Here is a 19,624-nt window from a genome sequence, read left to right as displayed (position 1 = left end):
AAGTGGTAGCCCGTAGGGGAATCGAACCCCTCTTTCCAGGTTGAAAACCTGGCGTCCTAACCGATAGACGAACGGGCCATTTGGTATGGCGCAAGCACAAGTGGTAGCCCGTAGGGGAATCGAACCCCTCTTTCCAGGTTGAAAACCTGGCGTCCTAACCGATAGACGAACGGGCCACGCTGGCTTGTGGAGGGCCTTTTACGGTTTCACCCGGACCCCCGCAAGCCGAAAAATGCAAGGATGGGAAAGTTTTTTCCCAGACCCGAAATCGGGCTTAAATCGCCTCTGCTGCGTCTTCCAGCCGAAGTTGCACACTTTGGCGTCCACCCCATGAGTTCACCTCTAGCCGCCCGGCGAAATGAAAGCGCGCGCCGCCGTGATTTGACAGCTTTTCGCCCATCGGACCGTCAAAGGCCCCAAAGGCAATTGCATCCAGACCGCCGCCAACACCGTCGGACAGGGACAGTTTCAGATGGGATTCACCAACGCGTTTGGCAAAACGCACCTGCAGGTCGGGCAGCGCATATCGCGGGGCTGGGGCGCTGGCCCCGAACGGACCTGCCTTTTCGATCTGTTCGATCAGATCAATAGTGGCTGCACCAGGCATCAGGGTGCCATCCAGTTTCAAATCGGCCGGACCGCCGTCACCCGCGCCTTGCTTGGCCAGCAATTCGCTGAGCCGCGCCATGGCAGGTTCCAACTGGTCGCGCATCACGGTCAGACCCGCCGCCATCTTGTGACCGCCGCCTTTGACCAGCAACCCTTCGGCGGCAAGCCTCTGGATCGACGCACCCAGATCAACGCCCGAGATCGAACGGCCCGAGCCTTTGCCCTCATCCCCGTCGAAACCGATGACAATCGCGGGGCGGTTGGCGTTCTCCTTCAGGCGTGAGGCCACGATGCCGACCACACCGGGGTGCCAGCCTTCACCCGCAGCCCAAACCAGCGGCGCATCCAGACCACGTTCCTCGGCCTGCTCTAACGCTGCGGCACGTACGGCGTTTTCGATGTCACGACGCTCGGTGTTCAATTCATCCAAGCGTTGCGAGAGCGCCTGCGCCTCATGCATCGATTCTGTGCTAAGCAACCGCGCGCCGAGGTCCGCCTGACCAATGCGCCCGCCCGCGTTCACGCGCGGACCCAGCAGAAACCCCAGGTGATAGCTGTTAGGCGCCGAGTCCATGCGCGCCACATCCGACAGCGCCACAAGACCGGGCCTTTGCCGTTGGGCCATAACCTTCAGGCCTTGTCGCACAAGCGCCCGGTTTGCCCCGATCAGCGGGGCCACATCAGCCACGGTCGCCAGCGCCACGAGATCCAGCAGACCAATCAAGTCAGGCCCGTTTACACCTGCCTCACGCAGTTGACGTCCGGCTTCGACCAGCATCAGAAACACGACACCGGCGGCGCAGAGAAAGCCCAGATCGCCGCTTTCATCCTGCCGGTTAGGGTTCACCACGGCGGCACAATCGGGCAGAGTTTCGCCGCCCAAGTGGTGATCCAACACGATCACATCCGCGCCCTTGGCGGCTGCAATCGGTTCGTGACTCAGCGTGCCACAATCGACGCAGATGATCAGGTCATGCGTGGCGGCCAGTTCCTGCATCGCGGGCACGTTGGGGCCATAGCCCTCGTCAATTCGGTCGGGCACGTACAATGTAGCCTGCAGGCCCATCTGCCGCAGCCAAACCAGCAGCAAAGCCGCAGAACTGGCGCCATCTACGTCATAGTCCGCGAACACTGCGATCCGCTCATTGTTCGTGACCGCTGACAGGAATCGCGTTGCGGCTTTTTCCATATCCTTCATGTCGCGCGGGTCAGGCAGCAGTTCTTTCAGTTTGGGTTCCAGAAACCCGGACGCCTCCATAGCAGAGACGCCGCGTCGCGCCAGAACCTGACACACCGCGCGGGGCAGACCGGCCTGTTGGATCAGCATTTCCGCGGCCCGCTCAACATCGGGCACTGGGCCGACCCAACGTCGCCCGGATAGTGACTGCTCAACCCCAAGATAACTCATGGTGTGCCTCTTATGCGCCAAGGCCGGACCCTCTCGGATCCGGCCTCTTCATCTTTTTCCAAATACTCTCGCCGAAGGCAATGGCGCAAGCCATCACGCTTTGTCGTGGGGCCACATCGGCGTGCGATACGACATGCGGCGGACCGAGCCGGTTTTCGACCGCATCAGCAGCGTGGTGGTTTCGACCCAGCCGGGTTCGCGCTTGATGCGCGGCAACAGCGAACCGCCGGTGACACCGGTGGCAGCAAAAATTACGTCGGCGGTGACCATTTCGTCGCGGGAATAAACGCGATCCAGATCGGTGATGCCTGCCTTGGCGGCGCGGCCGCGTTCGTCATCGTTGCGGAACAACAGGCGGCCAAAGATCTGACCGCCCATGCATTTAAGCGCAGCTGCAGCCAGAACGCCTTCGGGCGCGCCACCCGAACCCATATACATGTCGATGCCGGTCTCTTCGCTTTCGGCACAGTGCATGACACCGGCCACGTCACCATCGGTGATCAGGCGGATCGAGGCGCCGGTTTCACGGACTTCAGCGATCATCGCTTCGTGACGGGGACGCTCCAGAATGCAGACGGTGATATCGGCAGGCTCACAACCCTTGGCCTTGGCCAGTGCTTCGACCCGTTCGCGGGGCGACATGTCCAGATTGACCACACCTTCGGCGAACCCCGGACCAATGGCCAGCTTGTCCATGTAAACGTCCGGCGCATGCAACATCGAGCCGCGCGGGCCCATGGCGATCACGGTCAGCGCATTTGGCATGTCCTTGGCGGTCAAGGTGGTGCCTTCCAGCGGGTCCAGCGCGATATCCACACCAGGTCCGTTTCCGGTGCCGACTTCTTCGCCGATATACAGCATCGGCGCTTCGTCGCGTTCACCTTCGCCGATAACAACCACACCCGCGATATCCAGCAGGTTCAGCTGTTCGCGCATGGCGTTTACTGCTGCCTGATCGGCAGCTTTTTCGTCGCCACGCCCAACCAGAGAGGCGGACGCCAGTGCGGCCTGTTCTGCGACCCGCGCAAGGCCCAGAGACAACAGTCGGTCGTTGAAATCAATCTTGGCAGCACTCATTTTTCACTATCCTCAGGTCAGTATCGGCGTTTTCTTCGGCATAGCCTGCGTCTTGGGCAGGCCGCAAGGGTCAAACCTCTTCGATGCGCAATGCAACTGGCTCATCCGCCACCACATCGGTGTCCCGTAGCCCGTTCAGGGCAACGTCCAGCGTGGCGCGCGTGGTTTTGTGGGTGACGATCAGAACCGGAGCGGTGCTTTCCGTATGCCCGTATTGGCGCATCCGGTCGATTGAAACACCTGCATCGCCCAGAATAGCCGCCACTTTGGCCAGCGCTCCAGGTTTATCGAAGAGGGCAAGCCGCAGATAATAGGGGGCGGGCAGTCCGGTCACCGCAGGCTTGGCATCTTGCAACGAGGTTGCGGGGCGACCAAAGGTCGGGATTTGCAGCCCGCGTGCCAGATCGCAGACATCGCCCATCACTGCGCTTGCCGTAGGGCCTTCGCCAGCTCCGGGGCCGCGCAGCACGACTTGCTCGACCGCGTCGCCCTCGATCACCACCATGTTTGTGCCGCCTTCCAACTGCCCCAAGGGCGAGCTGCTGGGCACAAGGCACGGCTGCATACGCTGTTCCAAACCACGGGCCGAGCGTTGCGCGACGCCCAGCAGTTTGATGCGATAGCCCATATCGGCGGCTTGATGAATGTCTTCCAGGGTGATCTGCTGAATGCCTTCGATCTGGATTCCATCGAAGTTCGGCTTGGTGCCAAAAGCGATCGAAGACAACAACGCCAGCTTATGCGCCGCGTCGATGCCGCCAACGTCCAGGTTCGGATCGGCCTCAAGGTACCCAAGCTGCGCGCATTCTTCGAACAGCGCGTTATAGCCCAGCTCCTGCGATTGCATGCGGGTCAGGATATAATTGCAGGTTCCGTTCATCACGCCCATGACGCGGGTGATCTCATTTCCGGCCAGCCCTTCGGTCAGCGACTTGATCACCGGGATACCGCCTGCAACGGCGGCCTCGAACCGGATGACACGACCAGCTGCTTCGGCCTTTTCGGCTAGGTCCTGACCGTGGATCGCCAGCAGCGCCTTATTGGCGGTCACCACGTCCTTGCCAGTGGCCAGCGCCGCCTCGACCGAGGCTTTGGCCGGGCCGTTTTCGCCGCCGATCAGTTCGACAAACACATCGATGTCATTGCGCTTCGCCAACGCCACGGGATCGGTTTCCCAGGCGTAGTCCGACAGGTTCACACCGCGATCCTTATTCGCATCGCGCGCCGAAACGGCAACGATCTCGACAGATCGGCCCGTGCGTGCCTGCAGCAGGTCTGCGTGGCGGCGGATGATCTTTACGACACCCACGCCAACCGTTCCCAAGCCCGCAATTCCCAGCCGCAGCGCCTGTGTCATCCCGTGGGTTCCTTTCCGCTCGAAATTTCCGTGGTTTCGGGCCTTTTGCCCGTTCAGCGCTGCCTTAGCGGGTTCAGCGCTAGGGTGCAATGCGTACCGGTCCCGGATGGGGCTTAATCGTAGGGGCTTAGTTGATTTCCGCGTTCTGGAGTTCTTCTGACTTTTTCTCAAGTTCCTCACGCCGCGCAATCAAGTCTTCTTCGACCACTGCGGCCTCGTTCACCGGATCAACGGCGGGGCCCAGTTTTTCCTGCAGCGGGATAAGCTTAGGATAGCGTGCCGACTCCAGCTCCGGCAACTCGCGCCCTTCCAATTCTGGAATATCGGTGCATCCGGCACATGCGAGCATCAGTATCAGCAAAGGCAGGGGTTTCATGCAGAACTCTTTCAACATCAACTGAAACTGTGATGCACCTTTTAGTGGTTTGGTTCAAGCGGGGTTCTATCTGAACAAACGTTCAGATACGGTGTGGGAATGGCACGTACGCAAGGTTCACATTCCGATATTACCGGCCCACGCATCCGCAAGGCGGCGCTGGGTTTGTTCGCCCGTCACGGCTATGCGGCCGTCTCGATGCGCCAGATCGCGTCCGAGGTCGGGGTGCAGGCAGGGGCTCTGTATAACTACACGCCGGATAAACAAAGCCTGCTATACCGTCTGATGCACGAACACATGCAAGAGCTGCTTTTGGCTTATGACGACCTTGACCATCCTGCCGATGCGTCCGAGGCGTTGCGCCAGTTCGTAGGGTTTCATATCCGCTTTCACCTGGAGCGCCCAGATGAGGTGTTCATTGCCTATATGGAATTGCGCAACCTGACACCGGAAAACTTCTCGGAAATCGAGGCCTTGCGCCGCAGCTATGAAAACGCGCTAGAGACCATCTTGCGCAGCGGGCAGCAGGGCGGGGTGTTCGATATCGCGGATACCAAGATCGCCACCCTCGCCGTCATTGCCATGCTGAACGGGGTGATGACTTGGTATCGCGCAGGTGGACGCTTGTCGCTGGACGAAGTCGAGCAGGTCTATTGGGACATGGTGCGTCGGTCGGTCTCCACCTAGTGAGCCGGTCGAATGAACGTGCCATTACGCAATTCGCGAAAGGCCTGTTTCAATTCAGACTGAGTATTCATGACAATTGGCCCATGCCAAGCTACAGGTTCGGTAATCGGTGCCCCAGAGATCAAAAGGAATCGCACGCCTTCAGCGCCGGCCTGCACCGTGATCTCATCGCCGCTGCCAAAGCGGACAAGCGTGCGATCGCCGGACATGTCCCGAATGTTAACTTCTTGCCCGGCAATCTCTTTTTCCAGCAGAACGCCGGTTGGTTGCGAGGCATCGGCAAACGCAGCCTGACCTTCAAACACATATGCGAAAGCACGGCGATAGGTATCTATCCGGAATGTTTTCTTGACCCCTGCGGGGATTTGAATGTCCAGGTATTGCGGGTCGGCTGCGATCCCATCGACCGGACCGGTCTTGCCCCAGAACTCTCCTACAATCACACGCACAGTTGTTCCGTCATCATCAGTGATTTCCGGGATGTCCTTGCTTTGCACATCTTGATAGCGCGGCGCAGTCATTTTCTGTGCCGAGGGCAGGTTGCCCCACAACTGGAAACCATGCATTTGGCCAGCGGCGTTACCCGTCGGCATTTCCTGATGCAAAATCCCAGACCCGGCTGTCATCCACTGCACATCTCCGGCGCCCAATGTCCCGCTGTTGCCCAATGAGTCCGAGTGGTCAACCGTGCCAGCCAGAACATAGGTGATCGTTTCGATTCCACGATGAGGGTGCCATGGGAAACCCGCTTGATAATCCTGCGGGTTCTCATTGCGAAAGTCGTCAAACAGCAAGAAGGGATCCAGTTCAGTCGGGTCCTGAAACCCGAACGCGCGGTGCAGTTTTACGCCCGCGCCCTCAAGCGTTGGTGTGGATTTACGGGTTTCCAAAACCGGTCGTAGGGACATTGTGACCTCCATAGCTTTGGCTTGCATGTATGATAAGCGCGGGTCGGGTCAATCAGCAGAAAAGAACGGGTGCTGTGCGGAAATCTACCCCTCTGTCCTTCCCGGAACAAAACCGTTAAACCGTGACGAAAATATCGGGGAGTCACATGCATCAAGAGGTTTTGGCCACCATCAGGCCCTCAATCGCCAGACGTTGGCTGGGCACCGGAATGTTGGGCTGTGTCGGTGTACTTGTTCTGTATGTCGCGTTGTCACATCCATCCGAACCGATATGGCTGGTTTTCCTGCTTGTGGTGGGTGGTGCGTCTTTCTGGTTGGCCTACCGAATGTGGTTCGCGACCGATGATGCGATCGAGTTGACGCAAACCGAACTCAGAACCGGGGCAGGGCGGTTGATTGCCAAAGTCGAAGATATCGAGAGCATTGACCGGGGTGTCTTTGCGTTCAAACCCTCAAACGGGTTTCTTCTAAAGACACGGCAAAGTGCCGAAAATAGCTGGGCGCCTGGCCTGTGGTGGCGATTGGGACGCCGGGTGGGTGTCGGCGGGGTAACAACGGCCGCCGAAACCAAGTTTCTGTGCGAAATACTGCAGGCTCTGGTTACGACTGGCAGCCCTGTTGAGAAACAACCCCAATAATCTGATTTTCGAAGCGCGGACGCGTGAAGATGTAGTTCTCGAATTGATAGTCGGTATCCAGCCAGGCGGGCTTGACTGTCCATTCATAATCGTTTGACGATTCCACGATAATCATCGGCTCTAGGTCGGCCATGGGTGGAAGTCGGTCGCGCAATCTGTCGATATTGCCGTTGTCCCATATCCCGGGAAATCCGCAGGTTGTTGACCATTCCACATCGTAGTAGTCGTCGCCACCGTTTTCGAAATACCGGATGAATGACACACGCAATCTCATCTCGGCGGTGCTGTTTACCATCCGTTGCATCAGGGTGTGCATGGACTCGATGTAAGTGTCAGTAACAGTGTCTTTTTCCCGCGAGAGCAGATCGCTTACCGTATACGCGGCTTTCACGTTCAAAGTGCTTTGGCGAAAGCCGTCAAAGAACGTGTAGGTCAGCGAGATCGTCATAACGAAGATCGGGAATAACAGCAGGGACTCCAGGGTGAGGCTCCCGCTCTCACGCCGTGCGGAGCTTCTCAGATACTGTCGGATTCTAGTAAGAAAACGCATTGTATCAAGGCTCCTGAACAAAAGCGGTCGTTGAAGTTAGAGAGATCACACCATCGTCACTGACTAAGGCGACTGCCATGTCTGATCCGGGGAAAACCGGATCAATCTGTGCGCAAGCGCGCAAGATCATCAACTCATTTGCCGGACCATTCGTGAATTCCCGAACGGGTTTTGTCGGTTCCGCACGGTCCGTACAGTCCGGTGACACAGGCAGCGTGACGCCAGTGAAGGCGCTCTGACGGATCATTTCCAGCTGCAAGTTACTCGTGCAATCGTCAATTACGAGGGATCTTTCGCAAATTGCATCCTTGATTTGATCGTGCGTGGGCCCTGATCCGGTCCCAAGGCGAATATCACGGACAACCATATCGACAGCACGTTCCAGCATAACTTGTTTTACGGAAACCAGTGCATATTCCACGGCGCACAGTATGACGACGAGGTACAAGGGGAACAGGATGACGAACTCAACCGCCAACCCGCCTTTCTCGGACCGTCTGAACCGTAGTATATTTTTCAGAAACCCACGGGTCATTGCGTCAACTTCAATTGTTTGATCGAAGCAGCGATGGATTCGAACACCTGTTGAAGGGTCAGATTGGCGCTGCCCAACGTCCCATCGCTGTTGACTGCATAAACTGTGCTGGGGCTGCTGGCGCAATCCTCGATGGTGGTCACGCCGACTGCAGGTGCTTCGAAGGCAATGCCGTAGACGATCACACCCTTATTTTTAGCGGCCGCACAAATATCCGAGGTGCGAATATTTTTAGTGGACGAACCGATAGAGTTATATGCACCGTAATACCAGTTGTTGATACGATTGCTGTCAAAGCGGTAGTTGTTTTCGGCGTTCCAGCGCAGAGACGCACGGTTGAACAATTCAGGATAAGTCAGGCGAATGGCATCACCATCCTCTTGATCGCCATGACGGTGGTTACGGTATTCCTGCTGACGGGACCAATAATAAACGGGCGGTTCTACGCCAGGTTCCGTAATTCTGACGCTGTATTCACCTACTTTGCCGTCCCAATGCGTGTAACCAGCGTTGAACCAGACATCCGAATTCCCGTCACGCAGATCTTCTTCCAGCCTGTATTGTGAGGTATTTTCGCCATCGGTAAACACAATGAGAATTTTTTCTACATCGTCTTCATAGTTTTTCGGACGGTCACCGAAAGTAGCAGGAACAATGGTCTCGGTCGAAGACGAGCTGACTCTCTGTGCCGACAAGTCATTTATGATGTCCTGAAAATCGGGGTCCAGCAACGCCATGCCCCACTTTACGCCGATGTCGATCGAAGTGTTGCCCTGCGCCGTAAGATCGTCGATCCGGTCATGCAATTTATCGATATCGTTTGTATGAGCGGTGATTTCACTACCGTCCCGCGTTGGGCAAGTAAGATACCTGGGTTCTTCCCATTGCGTTCTGCTTGTCCGATAGCGATCAAAATGGGCGGTGCGGTCAAACGAGGCGGTTGGGTCCAAAGCAGCCTGCCGGAAATCTGATGAGCTAAAGTTCAGGCAATGCGAGTAATTGTGTTCATTTGTTACGTTTGTGAACTTGCCCAGAATATCCTCGCCCGCGTTCACTTGCGTGGCGTAGGGGATGATCGAGATTGAAATCTTATCCGGATTTTCTTTCTCATACATTGTGTCCACGAAACTTTTAGCCGCATCGCGCAGAACCGCAATTTTGGATCGGCCTTCCGTGGCGGATGCCCGAGTCATCGAACCGGACATGTCCAGAACTAGGGAAATTTCAACAGAACCAACAGATTCTTCCGCGGTACTTGTCGCTGAGGCGGTCAAAGTGTCGATGTACACAAACCTCATGAAGTTTGTTGTGACGGTTTTATCTGCCGACGCGATCACTTTCCGAGATCCGATGCCTTCAATGACCTCGATGTCGTAGTTGACGTCACCCAACCCAGATTTCTTGATGTACTCTTCAGCCACCAGCTTGGGGTCTACATCAACTTGATCCAAGTTGGCAGCAGCAAGGACAGCGCGATCCAACGTTGCTTGCATCGTCGCTCTTTCGCGCTCGAACTTCATGATGTCGACGCCCAGACCGGTTGTCGCAAACATCATCAGAAGGCCGATAAGCACAAAAAGCGTGAATACCGCACCACCTTCGTCTTTGGCGAAACGGCGGGCGACCGAAGCCTTTTTTTTAGATCTCTTTGAGCCGCTTTGAAATACGCGCTTATTCATCTTGATGACCTCGCTGAGCAGACATCCAAACTGCTAAGGAAATATTAACTCTCAAAAATTAACGCCGAATCGTGGCGGGATTTAGGCGAAAAAGCTGCTGACTTGACTGATTTACAAGCAAAAGCGGGATAATTCGCGGGCGATGAGCGCTTCTGTCTTCGGTTGGGCGACAATATCGATACTAGGTGTCGAATTGGGCGACTCAGCGACCGTCACAGTATTTTTGATGCGTTTTTCGAGTTTTATTTCTGCTTAATTATTGATCGTTTACCCAATGGGTGCGACAAAACGTCAGAACGTAAACCGTTCGCTGGCACGGAGGATTAAATGACGGCCATTAAAGAACCCAGCTTTCGCGAGAGTGTGGACCTCATGTTCAACAGGGCAGCGTCCCTGATGGACCTGCCTCCGGGGTTGGAGGAGAAAATCCGGGTCTGCAACGCGACCTACACCGTGCGTTTCGGCGTTCGCCTGCGGGGTGAGATTCATACTTTCACCGGATATCGGTCGGTTCACTCTGAGCATATGGAGCCGGTCAAGGGCGGTATTCGCTATGCTCTGGCCGTGAATCAGGACGAAGTCGAAGCTCTGGCGGCACTGATGACTTACAAGTGTGCATTGGTTGAGACACCGTTTGGCGGCTCGAAAGGTGGCTTGTGCATTGATCCCCGGCAGTATGAAGAACATGAGTTGGAACAGATCACGCGGCGTTTTGCTTATGAATTGGCCAAGCGCGATCTGATCAACCCGTCTCAGAACGTGCCTGCGCCCGATATGGGCACGGGCGAGCGCGAGATGGCGTGGATTGCTGACCAGTTCGCACGAATGAACACAACCGATATCAATGCGCGTGCCTGTGTCACCGGCAAGCCGCTGAATGCCGGTGGTATCGCCGGACGTGTCGAAGCCACAGGGCGGGGCATTCAATACGCATTGCGTGAGTTCTTCCGCCACTCTGAGGACGTGCAGAAGGCAGGCCTGTCCGGCAAGCTGGACGGCAAACGCGTTGTCGTGCAGGGGTTGGGCAACGTGGGATATCACGCCGCAAAGTTCCTGAGTGAAGAGGACGGCTCTCGTATTGTCGGTATCGTTGAATGGGATGGTGCGCTCTATAATCCCGACGGGATTGACGTTGAATCGGTCCGGCAGTGGATCGTCAAGCATGGCGGTGTTAGCGACTATCCGGATGCAACGCATTCTGCCGAAGGTGCCGAGGTTCTGGAAGCAGACTGCGACATCCTCATTCCGGCGGCCCTTGAAGGTGTCATCAACCTATCCAACGCCGAACGGATCAAGGCACCCTTGATCATCGAGGCGGCGAATGGTCCTGTGACGGCGGGTGCGGATGAAATCCTGCGCAAAAAAGGCACCGTGATCATTCCGGACATGTACGCGAATGCCGGCGGTGTGACGGTGTCTTACTTTGAATGGGTGAAAAACCTCAGCCATATCCGCTTTGGCCGGATGCAGCGTCGTCAGGAAGAAGCCCGCCACGAGCTGATCGTCAGCGAGTTGGAGCGGCTGGATCGGTATCTGGGCGATGCGTGGTCGATGTCCCCGGACTTTAAGGCCAAATACCTCAAAGGTGCGGATGAGCTGGAATTGGTTCGTTCGGGCCTCGATGACACGATGCGCATTGCCTACCAATCCATGCGCGAGGTCTGGCACAGCCGTGATGATGTCGAAGATCTGCGGACGGCGGCTTATATCGTGGCCATTGATCGCGTCTCGAAAAGCTACCGCGCCAAAGGGCTATAACACTTTCGTCGGTGGGGTGTTTTGACGCCCCGCCGATCAAATATGGCTCCTTCGTCGAAAAGGGTGATAGCAGGTGCCGCTTCTGAGGGTTAGACTCTACGGAACTCAACTGATTCCGGAGCCGTACAATGTTTCGTCCCTTGCTCGCCTTTATCCTTTTGTCGACACCTGCAATGGCTCAGGAAACCAAGGAAGAAAGCTGTGGGTATCAAGCTGACGTCGTTCGAGCAATTCAACAGGCCCGGCTGGATCGGGTGAAAGAAGCTGACGTTGCTGAGACTATTGTGTCAAGCAATCCGCCATGGCCATCCAACTACAATTCCGCGATCCCCGGGTTAGCCCCATGGGTTTACGAGCTAAAAAAGCGAGAATTACGCAAGCAGGACCTTGGTGAAATCCTCTACCAACAATGTGTGGACAATTGGGATGAGATACAGGCCTTAAAAAACAACATCACCAACTAAGATGTCGCTGCCCCCCGGATTTCTAGATGAACTGCGCACCCGCCTGAGCTTGTCTCAGGTCGTTGGGCGCAAGGTCATGTGGGATGCCCGCAAGTCCAATCAGGGCAAAGGCGACATGTGGGCGCCATGCCCATTCCATCACGAAAAGACCGCATCCTTCCATGTCGATGACCAAAAGGGGTTCTATTATTGCTTTGGCTGTCACGCCAAAGGCGATGCGATAAGCTTCGTGAAGGAGACCGAAAATGTGTCGTTCATCGAGGCAGTTGAGATTCTGGCGCGCGAGGTCGGGATGCCGATGCCTGCGCGCGATCCCAAAGCACAGGAAAAGCAGGACCGCCGGTCGCAACTGGCCGAGGTGATGGAGCAGGCAGTGCAATTCTTCCGCCTGCAACTGAAGACCGGGGCGGGGGGGGCGGCGCGCGATTACTTGTCACGCCGCGGATTGGATGCGCAGGCGTTGGAGCGCTGGGAAATTGGCTTTGCCCCGGATGGTTGGCAGGCGCTGTGGGACCATCTGCGGGGCAAGAACGTGGCCGAGGATTTGATCCTTGGCGCGGGTTTGGCTAAGCCGTCGAACAAGGGCAAAAAGCCTTATGATACGTTCCGCAATCGGATCATGTTCCCGATCCGCGACCCGCGCGGGCGTTGCATCGCCTTTGGCGGGCGGGCGATGGACCCGGCCGACAACGCCAAATATCTGAACTCGCCCGAGACTGAGTTGTTCGACAAGGGACGCAGCCTCTATAACCACGGGCCCGCTCGGCAGTCTGCGGGCAAAGGGCTGCCCTTGGTCGTGGCCGAAGGGTACATGGACGTGATTGCTCTGGCAGAGGCTGGGTTTGGTGCCTCGGTCGCGCCGCTAGGTACCGCGATTACCGAGCATCAGTTGCAATTGCTATGGCGTATCTCGGACGAGCCGATCATTGCACTGGATGGCGATACGGCGGGTCTGCGGGCCGCCATGCGGGCGGTTGATCTGGCTCTGCCGTTGCTGGAGGCCGGGAAATCCCTGCGCTTTGCCCTGATGCCCGAAGGCAAGGACCCCGACGATCTGTTGCGTGCCGAAGGGGCAGGGGCGGTGCAGGCCGTGCTGGATGGGGCCATTCCGATGGTCAAATTACTGTGGCAGCGCGAAACCGAAGGCAAGGTCTTTGACAGCCCGGAACGTAAGGCAGCGTTGGATAAGGTGCTGAGGGACAAGATCAAACTGATCCGTGACCCTTCGATCCGCTCTCATTACGGGCAAGAGATTAAGGATCTGCGGTGGCAATTGTTCCGCCCGCAGCGGCAATCTGGGAACCGCCAATGGCAACCTCGGGGCAAGTGGCAACCGCAGAAACAGCCAGCAACGCCTGACGCGCGGGCATCGTTTTTGGCTTCGTCTGAAGGTGCCGAGATTCAACTGCGCGAAGCGGCTATTCTTGCAATTGCTGCGCTTAACCCCGAAGTCGTTGTGCAGTTTGAGCATCAATTGGAGGATATGGAGTGCCGCGATTCCGACCATGCAGCCCTGCGCCATGCGATCCTGCGGCACGCGATTGATGATCCTGACAACCTGAAAGACCACATTGCCGAAACTTTGGGGCCCCAAGCCCTTGAAAACCTGCTGGCCCTTCGCCATGTCGCAGTAATCCCTTGTGTGTACAAACCAGGCGACGTTGAAAAGGCCGAGATGACGCTGGCCGAGGAACTCGCAAAGATCAAAGCGCTCCGGGGGTTGGATGCTGAGATTGCCGAAGCTGCAGAGGAACTGTCCGATCTGGCCGATGAGGCGTTGACGTACCGATTGGCGCAAGCCGCCGAAGAACGCAACCGCACAAGCCGCAGCCAGAACGAGGACAGGGCCGTTTTCGACATCGCCGACAATGGCGCGCGGATCAACCGCGACGAGAAAGATGCGTTCAAGGCAATCATGTCGGGCATCAATTTTGAACGGAAACGCCGGTGAAGTGGTGTTTTCGTAAGGCACTGGAAAAGAAAAACAGGTAAACGGGTGGCCGAATCACTTCTACGCGCTAATGATTCGGTTGAAACGAATCACCCATCCCTGCAGGAGCATTGAATGGCCGCCAAGGATACGAACGAAGACCGCAAATCCGACGAGCAGGAACAGGAAATCTCGTTGGACATGAGCCAGGCCAACGTCAAGAAGATGATCGCCGAGGCCCGCGAGAAAGGTTACATCACCTACGACCAGCTCAATCAGGTGCTGCCGCCTGACCAGGTCAGCTCGGAACAGATCGAAGACGTTATGTCGATGCTGTCCGAAATGGGCATCAACATCATCGAAGATGAAGAGGCCGAAGAGGAAGAGAACAAAGGCTCGACCGAACTGACCACCACGGAAAGCAACCGTGAGGTTGCGTTGTCCGGTGCTGCAACGGAAAAGCTGGACCGCACTGACGACCCCGTGCGCATGTATCTGCGCGAGATGGGCAGCGTCGAACTGCTAAGCCGTGAGGGCGAGATTGCGATCGCCAAGCGGATCGAGGCCGGTCGCAACACCATGATCGCCGGTCTGTGCGAAAGCCCGCTGACCTTCCAGGCGATTACCATCTGGCACGACGAATTGTTGTCCGAAGACATTCTGCTGCGTGACGTCATTGACCTGGAGGCCACATTTGGCAACCAGTTGGACGAAGACGGCGATGTCGAAGAACCGGTCGTCGACACGTCAGCCGTACAGGCGGCAAAGCCAGCCAAGGACAGCGGACCGGAACTGGACGCGGATGGCAATCCGATCGCCAATGATGACGATGATGACGAAGATGATCAGGCCAACATGTCTCTGGCCGCGATGGAAGCGGCCCTGAAAGATCAGGTGCTGACCACGCTGGAGCGAATCTCGACCGATTTCGCGATGCTTTCGGAAATGCAGGACAGCCGGATTTCGGCCACGCTGAACGAAGATGGCACGTTCAGCGCCAAGGACGAAGAGACCTATCAAAAGCTACGGGCCGAGATTGTTGAACTGGTGAACGGTCTTCACCTGCACAACAACCGTATCGAAGCGCTGATCGACCAGCTTTACGGTATCAACCGTCGTATCATGTCGCTGGACAGCGCGATGGTGAAGCTGGCGGACCAAGCCCGTATCAATCGTCGCGAGTTTATCGACGCTTATCGTGGCCGTGAACTGGACCCGAACTGGCTGGCCGAGATGGCTGAAAAACCCGGTCGGGGTTGGCAGATGTTCATCGAACGCTCGACTGCCAAAGTCGAGGAACTGCGCAACGATATGGCTCAGGTCGGGCAATATGTCGGTCTGGATATCCCCGAATTCCGCCGCATCGTGCAGCAAGTTCAGAAGGGTGAAAAAGAGGCGCGGCAGGCCAAGAAGGAAATGGTCGAGGCAAACCTGCGTCTGGTGATTTCGATTGCCAAAAAGTACACGAACCGCGGCCTGCAATTCCTTGATCTTATTCAGGAAGGTAACATCGGCCTGATGAAGGCGGTAGACAAGTTCGAATACCGCCGCGGCTATAAGTTCTCGACCTATGCGACCTGGTGGATTCGTCAGGCGATCACGCGCTCAATTGCGGATCAGGCCCGTACAATCCGTATTCCGGTCCACATGATCGAGACGATCAACAAGCTGGTTCGGACCGGCCGTCAGATGCTGCACGAGATCGGGCGCGAGCCGACGCCAGAAGAACTGGCTGAAAAGCTGCAAATGCCGCTGGAAAAGGTTCGCAAGGTGATGAAGATCGCCAAAGAGCCGATCAGCCTTGAGACGCCGATTGGCGACGAAGAAGACAGCCAACTGGGCGATTTCATCGAGGACAAGAATGCCGTGCTGCCGCTGGACAGCGCCATTCAGGAAAACCTCAAGGAAACGACGACACGGGTTCTTGCCTCGCTCACCCCGCGCGAAGAGCGGGTGCTGCGGATGCGTTTTGGCATCGGCATGAACACCGACCATACGCTGGAAGAGGTCGGTCAACAGTTCAGTGTGACCCGCGAACGTATCCGTCAGATCGAAGCGAAAGCATTGCGCAAGCTGAAACATCCCAGCCGGTCGCGAAAACTGCGGTCTTTCCTGGATCAATAAAACCAAGGCGCCCCGAGAGTGGCGCCTTTTTTCTTTCACCCCACGCGCTTTCACATTGTCCATTGGAAAGATCAAATTGGCGGGAAGTCACAAGGCAAGACCCCTGCACCTATTTATATCCGCATTGTCCACTCATGGGACAGGCCGGGGTGAGGCTTTGCGGCTGATGACCCCCGGCCACTTGCCATATAGCGCATCCGATTAATCCAGACGACTGCGGAAAGTGCTGGGGGCCTGACCGGTCCAGCGTTTGAAAGCGGTCGAAAAGGCCGGTTGATCGGCGTAGCCCAACGAATAGGCAATCTCGGACAGCGCCATGCCGTTGGTGATAAAGGTTTGCGCCAGATCGCATCTAAGATCGTCAACGATATCGCGATAGGTTGCCCCTTCGTCCTTGAGCCGCCGCGTGAAGGTACGCGGACTCATCCCAAGATTTGCGGCGGCCTCATCGGCGTGAATGACAGTGCCGGGCAGCGAGCGGGTAATCAGCCCTTCGACCTGTGCGCGCAGTTTTTGCTTGGGCGAGCGTCGCTCTGCCAGGACACGTTCACCATATTCCAGAAGATGCAAGCGCAGGTTTGAATCGTAGGTCGGAACCGGCAAATCCAACGAGGATACGGCAAAGACGATTTCCAGTCTCTCTGCACCGAAAACAACGGGAAACCCTGCAAGTATTTGAAATTTATCGCTGTTTCTCCCAACCTCGTGCTGAAACCGTATCTCAATGGGACGGAAATTCGATTGCGTCAGGGTGCGCATGCGGGCCAATCCGGCGAACATGAGGAATTCGGTCCGGCGGTGATACCGAGCAAAACTGGCATCCTTCCATTCGGCCTCAATAGTGGCAAAGTTTCCGGCAAGGCGCAGTGCAAAGGCTATGGCCGGGTCGATGAACATATGAAAGCGCGAGGTGTTCTCGATCACCTGCCGCAGGTCGCGCGAATACTTACTGATATACGCCGTCAGGCTAGAGGACGAAGAAAACTGCAACCCGGTCTGCGCGGCAAAGGTAATATCTCCGACGGTATCGCAGGCATAGCGTGCAAACAGGGCTTCTTGATGGGCGCTGCACGTTGTGGTCGGCGCTGCAATTCTATCCCGTGAGAGTTTACACTTTTCCAGTATACGGTCAGATGCTTCGGCGCCGTTTGTTCGTTGATCAAGCGCTTTGGTCAATAACTGAATGCGGGCGATATCAACTTCCATGGCTGTTCCACCGTGTTTTCAATCGGGTTTAATGCCGTTGTTGCGTATTGGGCGTTTGTCGATCCCATGTATTGCTTCAATGTCTGGAATTCGAATGGTTTTGGCCGGCAAACACAAGACCCAAGGTCAGACATTTTGTATTTCCCGTCCGTTGTCGGGTTAGCACCTTGTGGGGATGAGGTCAGAGCCCTGGATAAAAAACCACCAAAACCGGTGGCTCCCCGGCACATTCACGCGTTTGAAGCAGACGGCCTCATGTCGCATTGCCCGGTCCGGACCATGGTGAAAGGGTGCGGGTAGGAAAGCTAACGGGCGCAACAGATATGCCAAACTTTGCCGTCTCAGAATTGGTGGATGCTCAGGATGCCATTGTTTTTGATGGGGAATGTGTTCTGTGTTCAGGTTTTTTTCAATTCATGACGATGAGGGATAAAGCGCAGCGTTTTAAATTCGCAACGGCGCAATCGCCGCTAGGGCAAAGGCTGTACCAAGAGCTTGGATTGCCCATGCAGGATTTTGAAACCAACCTGGTGATCGTGAACGGCAATGTACATCAACGTCTGGATGCCTTCGCCGCGGCGATGGGCGCGCTGCCGGGGATTTGGCCGATCTTGTCTTTTTGTAGGTTCCTGCCCAGTTGGATCAAAGAGCCGCTGTATCATGCCATTGCACGTAACAGGTACAAGATATTCGGACGCAATCCGACCTGTATGATCCCGGATGCCGCACTGCGATCCCGTTTTTTGCCCGAGGGATTTTGAGTGGAACCCGATCCGTTTTTGCAATCCCTTCCTGCCGGGGTAGAAGTGCCCTTGGCCCTTCAGCAGTTGCATTCCAATACAGGTCACTACGCGGGACGGTGCGATATTGTCGAGGGACGAGGGTGGCTGATCAGGCTTGCTTTGCACCTCGGACGGTTTCCTCGAAGCGCCAACGACATACCGGTGCAAGTTCGGATAGACCGTGACGATGACACATGGCAGTGGGTACGTGATTTTGATGGCCACACGACTCGATCCCTCCTGACATTTGATCACGGCGCAGATTGCGTTCGTGAAAAGCTGGGCTGGCTGACGCTGTGGCTGGAACCCGAGGTCGAAGCTGAACACCTGTTGATCCACATCCGGGGCCTGAGCATTTTGGGTCTTCGTTGCCCGGCATTTTTGCTGCCACGCTCATCAACCGTAGAATGGCAGAGCGAAACAGGGGATTTTTGCTTTGATGTCTCGGCCAAAGTGCCGGGCCTTGGGGTATTGATCCGGTATAGCGGCTGGTTGAAACTTGTTCACGTACAGATGGACCCGGATTGAATTCATCGTGAACCGGCTTTGTTTGAATTTAGAGTACACTAGGTCAATACCTACCTCGAAACAGGAAAGAGTGTGATTATGAAAAAGGTTATGACTTACGCGGTATTCGCGGCGTTGGTGTTGACCACGCCGGCATCGGCGACGTTCGCTCGGTTTGGCTATCAGACCGTAGCGCTTAGCAACACAGTCTTTGAGGTGATCCCGCGCGGACGGACCGATATAGACGGGTATTGGTGTGCCGCTTCAGATTTTGCACGCAGAACACTGGGCGCCAGCTGGCAACAGCGGATTTATGTCAAACGCGGTTATGGTCCAAGTGAAGCCACGGGGCGCAGAACAGCCGTGCAGTTTTCGCTTACGGCACCGGAGACCGTTCAGCAGCAAAGCAGTGGTGTTTTCTCGGCGGGGTTTCAGCCGGGTTTCAGTATGTCAGTTTCGGCCGCCAATGGCCGGTGTACTGCTCGGCCAATCTTTGACTAATACAGGCCTGTCCACCTAATGAAGACCGAGTTTTTAATTTCAGCGCGGGGTCCCGGACTTTATGAGTTCACTCCGGATGTGCGTGACTGGCTGAACTCAGTCGGGGGGGATGGGTTGCTGACACTGTTCGTGCGGCACACCTCTTGTTCGCTGGTCATTCAGGAAAACGCGGACCCCGAAGTGCAGGCGGATTTGCGTGCGTTCTTCGATCGGCTGGTGCCGCCGTCGGATCACCCGTCGATGGCGTATCTGCGGCACACCTATGAAGGTCCCGATGATATGCCAGCCCATATCAAAGCCGCGCTTTTGCCGGTTTCCCTGTCGATTCCTGTGGTGTCCGGACAACCCGTTCTGGGCACTTGGCAGGGTATATATCTGTTTGAACATCGAACTGCGCCGCATCACCGAAAGGTTGCGGCGCATTTCGCGTAGATTCATGATCTAGCGGTTAAAATTTCCGACTACCCAAATCCTAGCGGCTGCCCTATAGTTGTGGATAACTAAGCCACTGCGCTTACAATAAGAAGC

General features: G+C 56.2%; 19 protein-coding genes and 2 tRNA genes. 10 read left to right on the top strand and 11 right to left on the bottom strand.

Features of this window, described 5'->3' with window-relative positions:
- Window positions 1–3: 3 nt before the first annotated feature.
- The 6 genes from ACR0LY_RS05830 to ACR0LY_RS05805 form a co-directional block, all read right to left on the bottom strand.
- Window positions 4–78, bottom strand: a tRNA-Glu gene (locus tag ACR0LY_RS05830).
- Window positions 79–101: 23 nt separating this feature from the next.
- A tRNA-Glu gene (locus ACR0LY_RS05825) sits at window positions 102–176 on the bottom strand.
- Window positions 177–274: 98 nt separating this feature from the next.
- Entirely contained in the window at window positions 275–2,017 is a 1,743-nt protein-coding gene (gene recJ / locus ACR0LY_RS05820) for a single-stranded-DNA-specific exonuclease RecJ (protein WP_170348239.1), read from the bottom strand.
- 93 nt (window positions 2,018–2,110) lie between these two features.
- Window positions 2,111–3,094, bottom strand: a complete 984-nt coding sequence (gene glpX / locus ACR0LY_RS05815; protein ID WP_170348240.1) for a class II fructose-bisphosphatase — start codon at window positions 3,092–3,094, stop codon at window positions 2,111–2,113.
- Window positions 3,095–3,164: 70 nt separating this feature from the next.
- Window positions 3,165–4,451, bottom strand: a complete 1,287-nt coding sequence (locus tag ACR0LY_RS05810) for a homoserine dehydrogenase (protein ID WP_170348241.1) — start codon at window positions 4,449–4,451, stop codon at window positions 3,165–3,167.
- 127 nt (window positions 4,452–4,578) lie between these two features.
- Window positions 4,579–4,827, bottom strand: coding sequence for a hypothetical protein (locus tag ACR0LY_RS05805; protein ID WP_170348242.1), 249 nt, complete (start codon window positions 4,825–4,827; stop codon window positions 4,579–4,581).
- A 99-nt stretch (window positions 4,828–4,926) separates the two neighbouring features.
- Between ACR0LY_RS05805 and ACR0LY_RS05800 the strand changes: the two genes are divergently transcribed.
- Window positions 4,927–5,514 carry a TetR/AcrR family transcriptional regulator gene (locus ACR0LY_RS05800; RefSeq protein ID WP_170348243.1) on the top strand — a complete coding sequence of 196 codons (588 nt, stop codon included), beginning with the start codon at window positions 4,927–4,929 and terminating at the stop codon, window positions 5,512–5,514.
- On the opposite strand, the gene ACR0LY_RS05795 is transcribed toward ACR0LY_RS05800, so the two are convergent.
- A complete protein-coding gene (locus ACR0LY_RS05795; protein WP_170348244.1) occupies window positions 5,511–6,422 on the bottom strand; it encodes a pirin family protein in 912 nt (303 codons plus the stop codon). The genes ACR0LY_RS05800 and ACR0LY_RS05795 overlap by 4 nt on opposite strands.
- A gap of 146 nt (window positions 6,423–6,568) precedes the next feature.
- Here ACR0LY_RS05795 and ACR0LY_RS05790 point away from each other — a divergent pair, with 146 nt between their 5' ends.
- A complete protein-coding gene (locus ACR0LY_RS05790; RefSeq protein ID WP_170348245.1) occupies window positions 6,569–7,060 on the top strand; it encodes a hypothetical protein in 492 nt (163 codons plus the stop codon).
- Here ACR0LY_RS05790 and ACR0LY_RS05785 read toward each other — a convergent pair.
- From ACR0LY_RS05785 to ACR0LY_RS05775, 3 genes are all read right to left on the bottom strand, one after another.
- Window positions 7,023–7,508 (bottom strand): pilus assembly protein, encoded by a 486-nt coding sequence (locus ACR0LY_RS05785; RefSeq protein WP_170357785.1) that lies wholly within the window; start codon window positions 7,506–7,508, stop codon window positions 7,023–7,025. The genes ACR0LY_RS05790 and ACR0LY_RS05785 overlap by 38 nt on opposite strands.
- 106 nt (window positions 7,509–7,614) lie before the next feature.
- Complete coding sequence (locus ACR0LY_RS05780; RefSeq protein WP_480640624.1) at window positions 7,615–8,088, bottom strand: TadE/TadG family type IV pilus assembly protein; 474 nt, start codon at window positions 8,086–8,088, stop codon at window positions 7,615–7,617.
- Window positions 8,089–8,141: 53 nt separating this feature from the next.
- Window positions 8,142–9,824, bottom strand: a complete 1,683-nt coding sequence (locus tag ACR0LY_RS05775; protein ID WP_170348248.1) for a TadE/TadG family type IV pilus assembly protein — start codon at window positions 9,822–9,824, stop codon at window positions 8,142–8,144.
- A 327-nt stretch (window positions 9,825–10,151) separates the two neighbouring features.
- Here ACR0LY_RS05775 and ACR0LY_RS05770 point away from each other — a divergent pair, with 327 nt between their 5' ends.
- The 4 genes from ACR0LY_RS05770 (at window position 10,152) to rpoD (ending at window position 16,100) form a co-directional block, all read left to right on the top strand.
- Window positions 10,152–11,582 carry a Glu/Leu/Phe/Val family dehydrogenase gene (locus ACR0LY_RS05770; RefSeq protein ID WP_170348249.1) on the top strand — a complete coding sequence of 477 codons (1,431 nt, stop codon included), beginning with the start codon at window positions 10,152–10,154 and terminating at the stop codon, window positions 11,580–11,582.
- A gap of 128 nt (window positions 11,583–11,710) precedes the next feature.
- On the top strand, window positions 11,711–12,046 hold the full coding sequence (locus tag ACR0LY_RS05765; RefSeq protein WP_170348250.1) for a hypothetical protein: 336 nt from the start codon (window positions 11,711–11,713) through the stop codon (window positions 12,044–12,046).
- Window position 12,047: 1 nt separating this feature from the next.
- Window positions 12,048–13,997 (top strand): DNA primase, encoded by a 1,950-nt coding sequence (dnaG, locus tag ACR0LY_RS05760; protein ID WP_170348251.1) that lies wholly within the window; start codon window positions 12,048–12,050, stop codon window positions 13,995–13,997.
- Between the two features lie 114 nt (window positions 13,998–14,111).
- A complete protein-coding gene (gene rpoD / locus ACR0LY_RS05755) occupies window positions 14,112–16,100 on the top strand; it encodes an RNA polymerase sigma factor RpoD (RefSeq protein WP_170348252.1) in 1,989 nt (662 codons plus the stop codon).
- A 201-nt stretch (window positions 16,101–16,301) separates the two neighbouring features.
- Here the strand turns inward: rpoD and ACR0LY_RS05750 are convergent, their stop codons facing one another.
- Window positions 16,302–17,306 (bottom strand): helix-turn-helix domain-containing protein, encoded by a 1,005-nt coding sequence (locus tag ACR0LY_RS05750; RefSeq protein WP_170348253.1) that lies wholly within the window; start codon window positions 17,304–17,306, stop codon window positions 16,302–16,304.
- Between the two features lie 323 nt (window positions 17,307–17,629).
- Between ACR0LY_RS05750 and ACR0LY_RS05745 the strand changes: the two genes are divergently transcribed.
- The 4 genes from ACR0LY_RS05745 to ACR0LY_RS05730 all read left to right on the top strand — a co-directional run bounded on the left by ACR0LY_RS05745 (window position 17,630) and on the right by ACR0LY_RS05730 (window position 19,528).
- Window positions 17,630–18,067 carry a thiol-disulfide oxidoreductase DCC family protein gene (locus tag ACR0LY_RS05745; protein ID WP_170348254.1) on the top strand — a complete coding sequence of 146 codons (438 nt, stop codon included), beginning with the start codon at window positions 17,630–17,632 and terminating at the stop codon, window positions 18,065–18,067.
- 45 nt (window positions 18,068–18,112) lie between these two features.
- Window positions 18,113–18,616, top strand: a complete 504-nt coding sequence (locus ACR0LY_RS05740) for a DUF4166 domain-containing protein (RefSeq protein WP_480640621.1) — start codon at window positions 18,113–18,115, stop codon at window positions 18,614–18,616.
- Between the two features lie 78 nt (window positions 18,617–18,694).
- Window positions 18,695–19,096, top strand: coding sequence for a hypothetical protein (locus ACR0LY_RS05735; RefSeq protein WP_170348256.1), 402 nt, complete (start codon window positions 18,695–18,697; stop codon window positions 19,094–19,096).
- Window positions 19,097–19,114: 18 nt separating this feature from the next.
- Window positions 19,115–19,528: a secondary thiamine-phosphate synthase enzyme YjbQ gene (locus ACR0LY_RS05730; RefSeq protein WP_170348257.1), complete on the top strand. Its 414-nt coding sequence runs from the start codon at window positions 19,115–19,117 to the stop codon at window positions 19,526–19,528.
- Window positions 19,529–19,624 lie beyond the last annotated feature (96 nt).

The sequence above is a fragment of the Ruegeria sp. BC5 genome (assembly GCF_056539205.1).
This window is presented reverse-complemented; position numbering and strand designations above follow the sequence as displayed.

Bases quoted from the DNA above. Each gene is read 5' to 3' on its own strand.
- recJ (WP_170348239.1), bottom strand. From the start codon at position 2,017: ATGAGTTATCTTGGGGTTGAGCAGTCACTATCCGGGCGACGTTGGGTC.
- glpX (WP_170348240.1), bottom strand. From the start codon at position 3,094: ATGAGTGCTGCCAAGATTGATTTCAACGACCGACTGTTGTCTCTGGGC.
- ACR0LY_RS05810 (WP_170348241.1), bottom strand. From the start codon at position 4,451: ATGACACAGGCGCTGCGGCTGGGAATTGCGGGCTTGGGAACGGTTGGC.
- ACR0LY_RS05805 (WP_170348242.1), bottom strand. From the start codon at position 4,827: ATGAAACCCCTGCCTTTGCTGATACTGATGCTCGCATGTGCCGGATGC.
- ACR0LY_RS05800 (WP_170348243.1), top strand. From the start codon at position 4,927: ATGGCACGTACGCAAGGTTCACATTCCGATATTACCGGCCCACGCATC.
- ACR0LY_RS05795 (WP_170348244.1), bottom strand. From the start codon at position 6,422: ATGTCCCTACGACCGGTTTTGGAAACCCGTAAATCCACACCAACGCTT.
- ACR0LY_RS05790 (WP_170348245.1), top strand. From the start codon at position 6,569: ATGCATCAAGAGGTTTTGGCCACCATCAGGCCCTCAATCGCCAGACGT.
- ACR0LY_RS05785 (WP_170357785.1), bottom strand. From the start codon at position 7,508: ATGACGATCTCGCTGACCTACACGTTCTTTGACGGCTTTCGCCAAAGC.
- ACR0LY_RS05775 (WP_170348248.1), bottom strand. From the start codon at position 9,824: ATGAATAAGCGCGTATTTCAAAGCGGCTCAAAGAGATCTAAAAAAAAG.
- ACR0LY_RS05770 (WP_170348249.1), top strand. From the start codon at position 10,152: ATGACGGCCATTAAAGAACCCAGCTTTCGCGAGAGTGTGGACCTCATG.
- ACR0LY_RS05765 (WP_170348250.1), top strand. From the start codon at position 11,711: ATGTTTCGTCCCTTGCTCGCCTTTATCCTTTTGTCGACACCTGCAATG.
- dnaG (WP_170348251.1), top strand. From the start codon at position 12,048: ATGTCGCTGCCCCCCGGATTTCTAGATGAACTGCGCACCCGCCTGAGC.
- rpoD (WP_170348252.1), top strand. From the start codon at position 14,112: ATGGCCGCCAAGGATACGAACGAAGACCGCAAATCCGACGAGCAGGAA.
- ACR0LY_RS05750 (WP_170348253.1), bottom strand. From the start codon at position 17,306: ATGGAAGTTGATATCGCCCGCATTCAGTTATTGACCAAAGCGCTTGAT.
- ACR0LY_RS05745 (WP_170348254.1), top strand. From the start codon at position 17,630: ATGCCAAACTTTGCCGTCTCAGAATTGGTGGATGCTCAGGATGCCATT.
- ACR0LY_RS05735 (WP_170348256.1), top strand. From the start codon at position 18,695: ATGAAAAAGGTTATGACTTACGCGGTATTCGCGGCGTTGGTGTTGACC.
- ACR0LY_RS05730 (WP_170348257.1), top strand. From the start codon at position 19,115: ATGAAGACCGAGTTTTTAATTTCAGCGCGGGGTCCCGGACTTTATGAG.